This is a genomic window from Stenotrophomonas sp. SAM-B, assembly GCF_013387485.1.
GTDB lineage: Bacteria > Pseudomonadota > Gammaproteobacteria > Xanthomonadales > Xanthomonadaceae > Stenotrophomonas > Stenotrophomonas maltophilia_AA.
Genome location: NZ_JABBXB010000001.1, coordinates 328,072 through 342,376, shown reverse-complemented (window position 1 = coordinate 342,376; position 14,305 = coordinate 328,072). Strand labels below are relative to the sequence as shown.

The 14,305-nt window shown below is 67.3% G+C and carries 11 protein-coding genes; 4 read left to right on the top strand and 7 right to left on the bottom strand.

What is annotated here, in order from left to right:
* Positions 1-17: 17 nt before the first annotated feature.
* Positions 18-2,045 carry a DUF11 domain-containing protein gene (locus HH110_RS19550; protein WP_176987998.1) on the bottom strand — a complete coding sequence of 676 codons (2,028 nt, stop codon included), beginning with the start codon at positions 2,043-2,045 and terminating at the stop codon, positions 18-20.
* Between the two features lie 468 nt (positions 2,046-2,513).
* Here HH110_RS19550 and HH110_RS01470 point away from each other — a divergent pair, with 468 nt between their 5' ends.
* Positions 2,514-2,873, top strand: coding sequence for a helix-turn-helix domain-containing protein (locus tag HH110_RS01470; protein WP_176987997.1), 360 nt, complete (start codon positions 2,514-2,516; stop codon positions 2,871-2,873).
* Positions 2,874-2,890: 17 nt separating this feature from the next.
* Here the strand turns inward: HH110_RS01470 and ung are convergent, their stop codons facing one another.
* The 5 genes from ung to rhlB form a co-directional block, all read right to left on the bottom strand.
* Complete coding sequence (ung, locus tag HH110_RS01465; protein ID WP_176987996.1) at positions 2,891-3,610, bottom strand: uracil-DNA glycosylase; 720 nt, start codon at positions 3,608-3,610, stop codon at positions 2,891-2,893.
* Positions 3,607-4,449, bottom strand: coding sequence for a response regulator (locus HH110_RS01460; protein ID WP_176987995.1), 843 nt, complete (start codon positions 4,447-4,449; stop codon positions 3,607-3,609). Before HH110_RS01460 ends, ung begins: the two co-directional genes overlap by 4 nt.
* A 7-nt stretch (positions 4,450-4,456) precedes the next feature.
* Positions 4,457-5,407 (bottom strand): permease-like cell division protein FtsX, encoded by a 951-nt coding sequence (gene ftsX, locus HH110_RS01455; RefSeq protein WP_176987994.1) that lies wholly within the window; start codon positions 5,405-5,407, stop codon positions 4,457-4,459.
* Entirely contained in the window at positions 5,404-6,090 is a 687-nt protein-coding gene (ftsE, locus tag HH110_RS01450; protein WP_019183511.1) for a cell division ATP-binding protein FtsE, read from the bottom strand. Before ftsE ends, ftsX begins: the two co-directional genes overlap by 4 nt.
* A 224-nt stretch (positions 6,091-6,314) precedes the next feature.
* A complete protein-coding gene (rhlB, locus tag HH110_RS01445) occupies positions 6,315-8,036 on the bottom strand; it encodes an ATP-dependent RNA helicase RhlB (RefSeq protein WP_176987993.1) in 1,722 nt (573 codons plus the stop codon).
* 560 nt (positions 8,037-8,596) lie between these two features.
* Between rhlB and trxA the strand changes: the two genes are divergently transcribed.
* Together trxA and rho are read left to right on the top strand one after the other, a co-directional pair.
* Entirely contained in the window at positions 8,597-8,926 is a 330-nt protein-coding gene (gene trxA, locus HH110_RS01440; RefSeq protein WP_176987992.1) for a thioredoxin, read from the top strand.
* Between the two features lie 221 nt (positions 8,927-9,147).
* Positions 9,148-10,926 carry a transcription termination factor Rho gene (rho, locus tag HH110_RS01435; protein ID WP_176987991.1) on the top strand — a complete coding sequence of 593 codons (1,779 nt, stop codon included), beginning with the start codon at positions 9,148-9,150 and terminating at the stop codon, positions 10,924-10,926.
* 123 nt (positions 10,927-11,049) lie between these two features.
* Here rho and HH110_RS01430 read toward each other — a convergent pair whose 3' ends face one another.
* Complete coding sequence (locus HH110_RS01430) at positions 11,050-12,327, bottom strand: sugar MFS transporter (RefSeq protein WP_194243557.1); 1,278 nt, start codon at positions 12,325-12,327, stop codon at positions 11,050-11,052.
* 366 nt (positions 12,328-12,693) lie between these two features.
* On the opposite strand from HH110_RS01430, the gene HH110_RS01425 reads away from it, so the two are divergent.
* Entirely contained in the window at positions 12,694-14,280 is a 1,587-nt protein-coding gene (locus HH110_RS01425; protein WP_176987990.1) for a sensor domain-containing diguanylate cyclase, read from the top strand.
* Positions 14,281-14,305 lie beyond the last annotated feature (25 nt).

The following is a 14,305-nucleotide window of genomic DNA, read 5'->3' as shown; positions in this document are numbered from 1 at the left end:
CCGTGCTGCACCGGGCGCTAGTACGCGCCCGGGTTGCTGCTGAAGCTGACCGGTACGCTGATCGTGGCCTGCCCGCCGTTGATCAGGTTCACCCCCACGCTCACCGCGTTGCCGCCGACGGCACCGCCGCTCGCCGCGGCGCAGGTGCTTCCGCTGGTGGCGCTGCAGGTCCAGGCGCCGCGCAGCGTGGTGCCGTTGGGCAGGCTGTCGGCGACCACGGCATTGGTCACCGCATCCGGGCCGTCGTTGCGGACCAGCAACGTGTAGGTCGCGGTGCCGCCCGGCGTGTAGCTGCCGCTGCCATCGGTCTTGGTGATCGACAGGTCCGCTTGCCGCGTCCGGTTCGTGATCCGGCACACCAGGGTGACCGCAGTGGCGGTCATGGCCGGTGCCTGCAGGGTGAAGCTGCCGCCGCTGCCGGAGGACACCACGGTGTTGTTCTGGTCGGTGCACTGCCAGGTGCTGGCATAGCGGGCGAGCGTGGTGCCGGCCGCCGCGGCTTCGGCCAGCGCGTAGCTGCCACCGGGGACGGTGATCACCGCGGCGGTGGCGCCGTTGTTGCCGACGTTGCTGGCCGAGCCGACGGTACTGCCGTTGTAGGTGATGGAGAGATTGAAGCGCCCGGTGTCGCTGGTCGGCTGCAGGTCCTTGACCAGCTGCAGCGTCGCCGCACAGGCCTGGGTGATGCCTTCCACGGTGAACACCGCCTGGCCGATGCGGATGCCGAGCAGGGCCAGCAGATTGTCGACCACGCCGCCGAGCAGCGCGGTCAACACCGGCGTGACCAGCGCGTTGACCTGCGTGCGGATCGGCGTGAGCAGCGTGTTGACGATGCCGTTGACCAGGTCGGCCACCGGCAGCGGCAACGGGATGCCGCTCAGCAGGGTGACCGTGGGATTGCCGCTGGTGACTTGGATGCTGAGCGAATTGACCAGGGTGGAGACCATCGTCGCCGCACTGACGGTGCCGGCGCTCAGCGTGCGTGTCTGTGGGTATGGGCCGGTGAAACTGGCGCTCTGCAGCCCGGGCGTGGCAGTGGCGAAACTGCGGATGGTGACCGTCAGCGGAATGGTGATGTCGGCCACCGGCGTGAGCAGGCCAAGCACGTTGGCCGAAACCCGCACGCGCACGCTCAGCGAGGTCAGTGTGGCCGCGGTCAATGCGGTGTCGGTCAGCACGGTGCTGCGGTTGAAGAACGTGGCATCGCTGATCTGGCCGACGTAGAGATTCACCAGGCCCGGCCGCGCCTGCAGGGTGACCGCGTTGCCGACCAGGTTGATGGCCGAGATCGCGCCTTCGGCACGCGCGACATCGGCGTACACCTGCAGATGCAGGACATCGGCGGTGATGCTGGTGTTGGAGAGCGTGACACCCAGCAGATTCAGGCCGCTCAACGCCGCCGAGAGCGTGCCGGTGTTGAGCCCCTGCACCAGGTCCAGATCCAGCTTGATGCGGATCGCCGCGCTGTGGAATGCCGCGCCCGCCGCGCCGCAGGTATAGACCGGCGGCTCGACCACCTGCAGCCACAGGCGCACGTTGGCGACGCCGTTGAGGCCGAGTGCAGCGGTATCCACGGTGATCGGCGCCGGCGTGGTGAGGACGTTGCGGAAGTTGTAGAGCTGGATGCCACCGGTCAGCAGGTCCAGCACGTTGAGCCGCACCGTCGCCAGCGAGCCGGTGGGCAGCGCGATCTGCAGGATGTCGGCCAGGCGGATGTTGCCGCTCACCCCGGCCGCACCGAGCGGGAGCGCGTTGAGCACGTTGGCTGCCGCAGTCTGCCCGTCGGCCTGCAGCACCTGCACCATCGCCGCACGCAGCTGGCCCAAGGTGATGTTGGCGTTGAGCACCTGGCTGGGATCACTCACCACCACGCCGCCGTTGAGCTGGGTCAGCAGCGCGTTGAGATTGATGTTGGCGCCCGCCAGGTTGTTCCAGTCGGCCACGCTGAGGTTGACCGTGGTGCCGGGCAGCAGCGCGCCGAACAGGAGATTGAGCACGGGGCTCTGGGTGGAATCGATCGAGGCCAGGCGCGGCCCGGCGCTCACGCATGCGCCCGCCGTGCAGGCCGATTGTGCGCTGGCCGTTGAAATACCCGCACTTAATGCGATCAACATCACAAATAACAGCGAAACAGCCCTCAAACTGAATCGCCGTAACGCCAACTTCACAACAGAAACTTTATCCATCGGCCATCCCCTGCGTCCTGGCCGAAGCGGTCTTTCACGGGCCGGTGGGTACCGACCATGATCGACAGGGCATCGGCCTGCTTCCGATGTTTTGGATGTCCCGGCGCGTCATGGCCGGCTTGAGGGATTAACTACGTGCACGCAGGGAACCCGTCAAACCGGCCACGGTGCGTGCAGGGGGAAGTTTCACTGTCGGCCAGAAGTTTCACGGTGGAGCGTTCGGCGCGACAGGGGCGGCAAGTCATTCTGTACAGAGTGGGAAAAGAATCACTGCCCGGTAAGTATCGATAACCATCCACCGTTCAAGGAACGATAAAGGGGAACCCCATGTTGGCGATGTCGGATCGAATTCGCGCAGCACGCACCAGCGCAGGGATGTCACAAACGCAGTTGGCGGTGGAAACCGGGGTCAAGCGCAGCGCGGTGGCGCAGTGGGAACGGCGTGGGGGCACCCATCCAAGTGTGTCGCATCTGGCACATATCGCCATCAGTACGCGGGTGCGCTTCGAGTGGTTGGCCACCGGCCGCGGGGTGTGCAAGGCCAGCGGGGAGGAACTCACGATGACCGCGCCCGCACAGGACTACGTGCGCGATGACCTGGAAGGCAACATTCTGTCGCTGCTGCGGCGGCTGCCACCGCGCAAGCGGCAGGTCGCGCAATCGATCATCGAGATGCTGGCCGTGTAGCGGACGGCCGCGGGTGATCAGCCCGCGGACTCCAGCGCGGCGCGCGGCGGCAGCGACCAGTCGATGCGGTCGTGGCCGCGGCGCTGCAGGTACTCGTTGGTCATCGAGAAATGGCGGCAGCCCAGGAAACCGCGATGCGCCGACAGCGGCGAAGGATGCGGCGCCTTGAGCACGCGATGCCGACCGGTATCGATGACCTTGCCTTTCTGCTGCGCATAGCTGCCCCACAGCAGGAACACCAGGCCTTCGCGCTCGCGGTTCAGGGTGTCCACGACGTGATCGGTGAAGCCTTCCCAGCCGCGACGCTGATGCGAGCCGGCGTTGCCCGCTTCCACGGTCAGCACCGCGTTGAGCAGCAGCACGCCACGATGCGCCCACGGCAGCAGGCAACCATGGTCGGGGCGCGGAATGCCCAGATCGGCCTCGATCTCCTTGTAGATGTTCAGCAGCGATGGCGGCACCGGTACGCCCGGCATCACCGAGAAACTCAGGCCGTGCGCCTGGCCCTGCCCGTGATACGGGTCCTGGCCGAGGATGACCACCTTGACCTGGTCGAAGGGCGTGGCATCGAACGCGGCGAAGATCTGCGGGCCGGGCGGGAACACCTGCGCCCCGGCCGCCTTGCGCTGGCGCAGGAACGCGGAGAGTTCGCGCATGTCCGGGCGCAGCAGGTAATCACCGATACGCGTCTTCCAGCTCGGTTCGAGCTGGATGCTGGGCACTACATCGTCATTCATCGCACTACAGGCTTGTCGTTGAGGCGGGACAGGCGCAGCTGGAACAGCACCTTGGTGATGAGCAGCCGCTCTTCGATCGGTTTCTGCACCAGATCGTTGGCACCGGCCTGGAGCAGGCCGGATTGATTGTGCGGGTTGCCGTCACCGGTCATCACCAGCACCGGCAGGCGGCGCTTGCCGTAGCCGAAATCCACGCGTACGCGCTGCACCACATCACGGCCACTGAGTTCGCCCTTGAGCGTGACATCGGTGAGTACCAGGTCGATGCGGTGGCTGCTGCGGCCGAGCGACTCGGCCGTGAGCAGCGCGAAGGCATCTTCGGCGGTCAACACATGCAGCACGTTCAAACCCTGCCGTTCGAGCATGCGCTTGGTCGCTTCGGCGACGACGCGGCTGTCTTCGACGTAGAGGATGGTCGCGCCGGGAATCGTCTCCGGCTGCACATAGCCACGGATGAAGGTGGCCAGTGCTTCGTGCCCGAGCGCCTTGTCGAAATAATCGGTGACGTACTCGGTGAAGCGGCGCTGCTCCAGATGCTGCTGCGCGTCGCCGGACACCACGATCACCGGCACGTAGGCCTGGCCCGCCGCGTCACGCACGATGCGCGCCAGGTCCAGCCCGTCGCCATCGCTCAGGGTGAGCGAGGTGGTGACCAGACTGACGGGCCCGGCGTCCAGCGCCGCACGCGCCTCGGCGATGCTCGCGCAACCCACCACCTCCACCGCCGGCAGTTCGCGTTGCAGCACATCGGCAATCAACTTGCGGACCAGCCTGGAGCCGTCGACGACCATCACGCGCGGTGCGTCGTCGGCGAGGTGCTTGAGGGCTTGCGGACGCATGCGGGCCTCAGGTTTCGGTCGGACGGGTCTGGCGCAGGAAATGCCCCGTCACCAGCCAGGCGCCCAGCCAGCCCAGCACCACGGTGCCGAGCAGCACGAACGAGGAATGCAGCAGATCCAGACCATGCAGCACGAACGGACTGCCATAACTCTGCGACAGCGCGGCCAGCGGTGGGCGCAGGGCCAACCCGGCCGCACCGATCAATGCCAAAGCGACCGCGCCGGCGCCCAGGCCGTACCACGCGCCCAGATACAGGAAGGGCCGACGGATGAAGCCATCGCTGGCGCCGAGCAGCTGCAGCACGCCGATCTCATCGCGGCGGGCCTGGATGTCCAGCCGCACCGTATTGCCCACCACCAGCGCGGCACCAAGGCCGAGCAGGACCGACAGCACCTGCACCAGGCGCGTGCCGAAGCCGAGCCAGCCATCCAGGCGCTTGCGCCACAGCGCATCGTGCTGGACCAGGTCGGCCTGCGGCAGGCCCTCCAGCGACTGCGCCAGGCGCGCGTCATCGGTGCCCTCGCCCGGGGTCACGATCAGCAGGGTCGGCAGCGGATTGTCATGCAGTGCATCGATGGCTTCGCCGAGCCCGGCGCTCTCGCGCAGCTCGGCCAGCCCCTGCTCCGGCGTCTGCACGGTGACGTTGGCCACGTCGGCGCGACCGCGCAGGGTCTCGGCCACCTGGCGGGCCGCATCGGCACCGGCGTCGGTCTTCAGGAAGAGATTGATGTCGCGCGACTGCTGCACGCTGCCGGCGAAGTGCTTGAGGTTGTCCAGCGCGATCGACAGGCCCAGCGGCAGGGCCAGCGCCAGCGCCATGACCATCACCGTGAGCAGCGTCGCCCACGGCTTGCGCCACGCGCGGCCGAGGCTGAAGACCACGCTGTGGCCGTGATGGTGCAGCCACACGCCCAGGCGTGAGGGCGCGGCGGTTTCTTTGGTCACCGGTGCGTTCATTCGGCCAGGTCCTGCGGCGAGATGTCATCGACCAGGCGGCCGTGGTCCAGGATCAGCACGCGCTTGCGCATGCGTCGCAGCAGGGCCAGATCGTGGCTGACCACCAGTACGCTGGTGCCACGGTCGGGCAGCTCGGCGAACAAGGCCATGATCTCCGCCGCCAGTGTGGGATCGAGATTGCCGGTCGGTTCGTCGGCGACCAGCAGCTTGGGCTCGCCGACAATCGCACGGGCGATGCCGACGCGCTGCTGCTCACCGGCCGACAACTGCGAGGGCAGCGCCTTCTCGCGGTGGCCCAGGCCCATGCGCTCGAGCACCGAGCGCACGCGCTTGCCGATCTCGTTGCGGCGGGTGCCGCGCAGGATCAACGGCAGGGCGACGTTCTCGGCGATGCTGCGGTCCATCAGCAGGCGGTGGTCCTGGTAGACCGCACCGACCTCGCGCCGATGCCGCGGAATGCTGCCGCCGCGCACCTTCAGCAGGTTGCGCTCATCGAAGATCACCGCGCCGCGGCTGGGCCGCTCGTCGAGATGGATCAACTTGAGCAGGGTGCTCTTGCCCGCACCGGAGTGACCGGTGACGAACAGCATTTCCCCGGGGGCGACATCGAAGCTGACGTCCACCAGTGCCTGGTGGCCGCCGGCATATTGTTTGCTGACATTGTCAAAACGCAGGACGCTCATCCCCTGATTATGCAGGACGAGGGTGGCGGCGTGGAGGTGGGGTGTCAGACGGTAGGTGCCGACCGTTGGCCGGGGGAAGCGCCATCGCATTCGCGCTGTCGCCCCACGGTTCGCTGCGCAAACCGTGGGCCCCTCTCATCAGCACCCGATCCCCCGTCGCTTCGCGACCGCCCCCTTACCAAGGGGGCTACACCCCCCAGGCATCGCGGGTCGCGCGTCCGGTCTTACGAACCGGACAGCATCCGGCGGATCTTGCGGCCCAGGCGGGTCAGGAACGAGGCGCCCGGGTCGGCGGCCGGCGTGCCGCGCATCGGCTTGGCGGTCACCTGCACCGGGGTCACCGGGCCGGTCGCTGCCGCGCCTTCGGCACCCTCGACCGGACGGCCGTGGCGACGACGACGACGCTTGCGCGGCGCGCGCTCACCTTCCACCGCCGGGCTGCCTTCGGCAGACGGGGCGGCGGTCGGCGCGAGCTGCGGCTTGGCCTCGGCATCGACCGCATCGACGGCGGCGACCGGCTGCTCGCCTTCCACGCGCGGCTTGCGCTCGCGGCGGGGCTTGCCATCGGCACTGCGCTCACCCGGGGCGCGGCGCTCGCCGCGTCCACCGGACGGCTTGCCGCCACGGCTGCTGCTGCCACCGCCACGGCGCTGCTCTTCGGCGGCACGCGCTTCGCGTGCTTCGCGGAAGATCTGGCCGACGCTCTCATTCTCGTCGCCCTCGGCATCGCCCTCGCCTTCCGGCAGCGGAGCGCGCGGCGCGCGCGGGATCGGGGTCAGGATCTCGCTGGTGACCGGCTCGACCGGGATCTTCTGTTCGATGTAGGCCTCGATGTCCGGCAGGCCCATCGCATAGCGCTCGCAGGCGAAGCTGATCGCATCGCCCTCTTCGCCCAGGCGCGCGGTGCGGCCGATGCGGTGCACGTAGTCTTCCGCATCGAACGGCAGATCGTAGTTGTAGACGTACTTGATGCCATCGATGTGCAGGCCGCGGGCGGCGACATCGGTGGCCACCAGGATTTCCAGCTGGCCCTTCTGGAAGCGGTTGAGCAGGCTCTCACGCTTCTTCTGCGGCACGTCGCCGGACAGCACGCCGACGCGATAGCCGGCCTTTTCCAGCGAACGCGCGACGCGCTCGACGAACACCTTGGTGTTGACGAACACCATCGTGCGGGCGCCTTCGCTGCGCGAGAGCAGGCCCAGCAGCAGCGGGATCTTCTCTTCGTCGGCCGGGAAGTAGATGCGCTGGCGGACGCGGGCGGCGGTGATCGATTCGCTCTCCACCACCAGCTTCTGCGGCTCGTTCATGTGCTCGTAGGCCAGCTCCAGCACGCGATGGCTGAGCGTGGCGCTGAACAGCAGCGTCTGGCGCGTGCTGCGCTCGGGCATGCGGCGCAGCAGGAAGCGGATGTCCTTGATGAAGCCCAGGTCGAACATGCGGTCGGCTTCGTCGAGCACGCAGATTTCGCAGGCGTGCAGCGAGACCACCTTGTGCTGCTTGACGTAGTCGATCAGGCGGCCCGGGGTGGCGATGATCACGTCCACGCCCTGCTGCAGGATCTCGCGCTGCTTGTCGTAGTCCACGCCACCGTAGACCAGCGCGAAGCGCAGGCCGAGGTCGGAACCGAACTTCACCGCGTCCTTGTGGATCTGGATGGCCAGCTCACGGGTCGGGGCCAGGATCAGCGCGCGCGGATCTTCCGGCTTGCGGTCGGCCAGCGCCGGGCGGGTCAGCAGGCGGTTCACGACCGCGACCAGGAACGCCAGGGTCTTGCCGGTACCGGTCTGGGCCTGGCCGGCGACGTCGCCACCGGGCAGTGCCACCGGCAGGGTCAGCGCCTGGATCGGGGTGCAGCGGGTGAAACCAGCACTTTCAAGCCCGGATTGGAGCGCCGGATGCAGGTCGAAAGTGGAGAAGGTCAAATCGGTCAGCGGTTTGTCGCTCATGAGTCCGTCTTGGTAAGGCCATCCCGGCAGAGGTGCGGGGTGGCTTGCAATCTTGGGGGGCACCGTCGCAAACGGCCCCTGCGCCGGGATTGGCGGGGCCGGACTCCAGGTCCAGGGCGCCGCACAATGCCCCAGTTTAGCGCAATGTCGGCGCCAAACCGGGATAGTTCGTCGCACAACCTGATGAGAATGCCCGCCCGGCGCGCCGTTGCAGGACGGTCCAGCGCCCCGGCAGTGATCTGCACCCCGCATTCACCGGGCCTGACGCCGGTTGAACGGCCCCGCTGACGGGGGTGGAACCGGGGTCCAGGCCCCCGCATATCGAAGGGGATCGTCGCGACACTGAAGGTAGGCGATCACGGGATGCTTCTTTCCAACCAGCGTCTGTCCGGTCACGGCGATAGCGGTACACTGCGCCCCGTGAGCGTCCAGGCATCCGCCGAACGCACCGCTGGCCGCCCGCGGCCACGAGGCACCAGACGCGGGTGACGCCCGGGTGGCGTTGCCCAACTTCAACTTCCTCCGGCCCTGCCGGGTGCATTACCAGACGAGAAACCAAGATGAGCGACAAGGTTGTACACGTCAGCACCGCTGACTTCCAAAGCGCAGTACTGGATTCCAAGGAACCGGTGCTGGTCGATTTCTGGGCCGAATGGTGTGGTCCCTGCAAGATGATCGCCCCGGCGCTGGACGAACTGGCCGACGCCTACAACGGCCGCGCCAAGATCGCCAAGGTCAACGTCGACGAACAGCGCGAACTGGCCGCCAAGTACCACGTGCGCTCGATCCCGATGCTGCTGGTGTTCAAGGACGGCGAAGTCCAGGCCCAGCAGATCGGTGCCGTCGGCAAGGCCCAGCTGGCCGGCATGCTCGACAAGGCTCTGGCCTGATCGCAGCAGGCAGCCGGCCCGTCCGGCTGCCACGCGGGCCCGTCGCCCGCATGAATGACCCTGCCCCACCCGGCTTGCGCGCCGCCGCGAGCCGGTGTTAGTGTCGGCATATCCGGCCGCATTCGCGCGCCGCATCTTCTGGACGCAGTTTCCTTCCAGATCCTTTCCCAACGTTCGCCGCCCTGCCGGGCGCTCGCACCTTCTAGCGAGGAATCCAGCACTTGTCCGATATCACTACTTCCGAACCCGGGAGCGCCGACGCGCCCGCCGAGAAGCGCGTGCGCAAGCCGCGCGTCGCCAAGGCCGCCGCCAACACCGGTGCCGACGCAGGTTCCCCCCCCTCACAACCCGCTCTGCCTCTGGCTGCCGCGTCTGACGCGCCGGCGCCGGCTGCCGCTTCTTCGGCAGCTCCGCAGGCATCGGCACCGGCGGCTTCTGCCGGTGGCGACGCATCGCCCTCGCAGGGCGGTGGTCAGCAGGACACCGGCGACGGTGGCCAGCGCAACCAGAACGGCCGCAACCAGAACCCGCAGGGCGGGCAGAACCCGTACCAGCAGGGTCAGAACCAGGGTCAAGGTCAAGGTCAAGGCCAGGGCAACCGCCGCGATCGTTTCCGCAATCGCCGCGACCGCAACCGCGGTGGCGATCGCTACAACGACGATGGCATGCCGCAGGACAACGGTGAACAGCAGCCGTTCGTGCGCAGCCAGCAGGCCAACGTGCCCGAAGGCTTCCCGGTCTACTCGCTGAGCGACCTCAAGCGCATGCCGGCGCAGAAGCTGCTGGAAATCGCCGAGCAGCTGCAGATTTCCGAAGGCGTCGCCCGCGCCCGCAAGCAGGACGTGATCTTCGCCCTGCTCAAGGTGCTGACCCGCCATGGCGACGGCGTTGCCGCCGACGGTGTGCTGGAAATCCTGCCGGACGGCTTCGGCTTCCTGCGCGCGGCCGAAGCCAGCTACCTGGCCGGCCCGGACGATACCTACATTTCGCCCAGCCAGATCCGCCGCTTCAACCTGCGGACGGGCGATCATCTGTCCGGCCGCATCCGCTTCCCGAAGGACGGCGAGCGTTACTTCGCGCTGTCGATCGTGGACACCATCAATGGTGAGCCGCTGGAAGCGTCGAAGAACAAGGTGCTGTTCGAGAACCTGACCCCGCTGTTCCCGCGCAAGCGCTTCACCCTGGAACGTGGCAACGGTTCGTCCGAAGACATCACCGGCCGCATCCTCGATCTGATGGCACCGCAGGGCAAGGGTCAGCGTTCGCTGATCGTCTCCCAGCCCAAGGCCGGCAAGACGATGATGATGCAGCAGGTGGCGACGGCGATCACCACCAATCATCCGGACGTGCACCTGATCGTCCTGCTGATCGATGAGCGCCCGGAAGAAGTGACGGAAATGCAGCGCACCGTGCGCGGCGAAGTCATCAGCTCCACCTTCGACGAGCCGGCCGCCCGTCACGTGCAGGTCGCCGAAATGGTGATCGAGCGTGCCAAGCGCCTGGTCGAGCACAAGAAGGACGTGGTGATCCTGCTCGACTCGATCACCCGCCTGGCGCGTGCCTACAACAACGTGGTGCCCAGCTCCGGCAAGGTGCTCACCGGTGGTGTGGACGCCAACGCCCTGCACCGTCCGAAGCGCTTCTTCGGCGCCGCGCGCAACGTGGAGGAAGGCGGCAGCCTGACCATCATCGCCACCGCGCTGGTCGATACCGGCAGCAAGATGGACGAGGTGATCTACGAAGAGTTCAAGGGCACCGGCAACAGCGAAGTGCACCTGAGCCGTCGCATCTCCGAAAAGCGCGTGTTCCCGGCGATCGACATCAACCGCTCGGGTACCCGTCGCGAAGATCTGCTGATCGAACCGGAACTGCTGCAGAAGATCTGGATCCTGCGCAAGCTGCTGCATCCGATGGATGAAATGGCTGCGATGGAATTCCTGCTCGACAAGATGAAGAACACCAAGTCCAACGACGAGTTCTTCGGTTCGATGAAGCGCTGATCGGCGCATCATCCGGACAGGAAAAGGCCCCGCAGTGCGGGGCCTTTTTCGTATCGAGATCCTGACTTCGGCATCTTCCGGACGGAACGGCACGCTGGACTACCCAGCCGCCGTCGCGTTGCCTCAGCCGCCGTGGCGCGAACCACGCCACGCGTAGAACGCAATGAAGACGTAGCACAGCATGGGCAGCAGGAAGGACAGCTGCAGCCCGTGGTGGTCGGCCAGCCAGCCCATCGCAAGGGGAATGACCGCCCCACCGACAATCGCCATCACCAGCAGGCTCGACGCCTGCCCGGTCAGCGTACCCAGCCGTGCGATCGCCAGTGCGAAGATGGTCGGGAACATGATCGAGTTGAACAGGCCGATGCTGACCACGCTCCACTTGGCCAGGTTGCCGCTGCCCAGCATCGTCACCGTGAGCAGGGCCATCACGATCAACGCGAACACACCCAGCATGCGGCGCGGGTCGAGACGGGTCAGCAACGCCGCACCGAGCAGTCGGCCGACCAGCGCACCGCCCCAGTACAGCGACACGTAGCGCGTGGCTTCCTGTTCGGTCAGGCCCTCGCCGATCCCCGGCATCGAGAGGAAGTTGACCAGCACGCTGCCGATCGAGACTTCGGCGCCCACGTAGAAGAAGATCGCCAGCACGCCGTAGCGCAGGTGGCGGTGCCGCAGCGCATCGCGCAGCCGGCCGCGACCGCTGGCCGCCGTGTCCTCCACGCCCGGGATCGTCGGCAGGCGGAACATCCAGATCGCCACGGCCAGCACGAACAGTGCGACCGCCAGACCGAAGTACGGCAGCTGCACCGACTGCGCTTCGGCGGCCCGATAGGCCAGTGCCTCGGCCTGCGGCAGCAAGGCCAGCTCATCAGCGGTGCGCGGCGCAGCCGAGAGGATCAGCAGCCCGCCGAACAGCGGCGCGATAGTCGTGCCCAGCGCATTCATCGACTGCGCAAGCGTCAGCCGACTGGAACTGGTCTGTTCCGGCCCGAGCAGCGCGACGTAGGGATTGGCGGCCACCTGCAGCACCGTGATGCCGGTGGCCAACACGAACAGCGCACCGAGGAACAGGCCGTACACATGCGCCTGCGCAGCCGGCCAGAACAGCAGCGCGCCGACGCCGGCAATGGCCAGCCCGGCGACGATGCCACGCTTGTAGCCCACCGCCGCGACCAGCCGCCCGGCGGGCAGCGACATCAGGAAGTACGCACCGAAGAAGGTGAACTGGACCAGCATCGCCTGCACCCAGGTCAGCGCGAACGCCGCCTTGAGATGCGGAATCAGGATGTCATTGAGGCACGTGAGGAAGCCCCACATGAAGAAAATGGCGGTGACCACGGCCAGTGCAACGCGATTGCTTTGCACATGTTGTCCGCGGACGGCAGCGGGGGTATCCATCGCGTGTCCTTCCAGATAGGGAGTGCCGGTCAATTGGCAGCCAGACATGGAACCCGCTTGCGCCTCGATTGTCCAGCACTGTCGGCAGCACACACGGCAGCGCTCCGGGCACGACATGCACCGGCTGCCGCCAGCGCCGCGGGATGCAGCGTGCTGCTCCGCGGACGCACCGCTTCACCCACGCGGCAGCGTAATCCGCAATAATCGCCGCCGAAAGTGTTGTTGACCGCCCGGGGGCGGGGTCGTCGGCGGACGGGCGCGGGATGCGCACCGGTTCCAGGCGATGTCGTGCGCTCCTGACTGCTTCGCCGTTGCCGTTCCACCCGCCTGTCCGGTTGGCGCTGCACCCTGCTGCCCGTGAACCGCATGCGCCCGTTGTCTGCCCGTCTCACTCTCGGCACGTTGATCCTTGCCCTGGCCCTGCTCAGCGCGATCATCGCCTTGGCCAACACCCTGCATGCCAGCTACCGCGTGCAGCGTGAGCAGTTGATCGGCAATACGCTGGAAGCCAACCGCGTGTACGCCAGCAAGCTTGCCGAGTCGACCCAGAACTTCGTGCTGTCGGCCCAGCAGCAGGTGGCTTACAGCGCCACCCTGCTCGGCCAGCGCCGTCACGATCGCGAGGCGCTGGAAGCCGAGGCCGCGCGCCTGCAGCTGCAGACCAACAGCTTCAACTCGGTGCTGATCGTGGATGCGGGCGGCACCGTGCTGGCCACCTCGCCGCAGAGCCTGGCGCTGCAGGGCGTGCTGCTCAAGAGCAGCGGCAACCGCGATGCCCTCGATCGCCGCGTACCCTTCATCAGCGACCCGTACGAGTCGGCGACAGGCCGGCTGCTGGTCGCGATCTCGCACCCGATCTTCTCGGCACAGGGCGAGTACCAGGGCTACGTCAGCGGGACGATCTACCTGCGCCAGCGCAGCATCCTGCAGTCCCTGCTGGGCAAACACTATTACCGCGATGGCTCCTACCTGTACGTGGTCGACCGCCACGGCCGCATCCTGTACCACATCGAACAGGATCGGATCGGCCAGTTCGCGCCGGAAAACCCGGCCGTGCAGGCGGTCACCCAGGGACATTCCGGCGCGCAGCAGGTGCGCAACAGCCACGGCGTATTGATGCTGGCCGGCTATGCACCGGTGCCGAGCGTGGGCTGGGGCGTGGTCGCCCAGCGCCCGACTGCCGCCACGCTGGCCGCGCTGTCCAAGCTGATGTCCTCGGTGATCTGGAACGCGATCCCGCTGGGCATCCTGTCGCTGTTGATCACCTGGTGGTTCGCACGGCGCATCTCGCGGCCGCTGTGGCAGCTGGCGCGCAACGTGCAGAACCGCGACACCGGCATCGCCATCCGCCATGTCACCGGCATCCGCGCCTGGTACTACGAGGTCGCCCAGCTCAGGACCGCACTGCTCTACAGCTTCAACCTCCTGCAGGACCGCATCGGCAAGCTCAACCGCGCCAGCATGACCGACCCGCTCACCGGCCTGCAGAACCGGCGTGGCCTGCAGCAAGGGCTGGAAGACTGGCAGGCGCGCGGGCAACCGTTCGGGATCATCGCGCTGGACATCGACCGCTTCAAGACCATCAACGACCGCTTCGGCCACGCCGTCGGCGATGCGGTGATCCTGCGCATCGCGCAGCTGATGCGCGATGACGCGCGCGATACCGACCTGCTCTGCCGCAACGGGGGCGAAGAATTCCTGGTCCTGCTGCCGGGTATCGATGCGACCAACGCCGCCCAGGTGGCCGAGCGCCTGCGCGTGCAGGTCGCCGCCGAAGTGTTCGAGCAGGTCGGCACGGTGACCGTGTCGCTGGGCGTGGCCCATTACCCGACCTATCACGCCGATCCGCAGCAGGCACTGCGGCTGGCCGACAAGGCGCTGTTCATGGCCAAGGAACAGGGCCGCAACCGCACGGTGGTGTATCCACAGGCGGAAGGCCCGGGCAACGGTTGAGGCAAGGGTCGCGGGCGCAGCACGC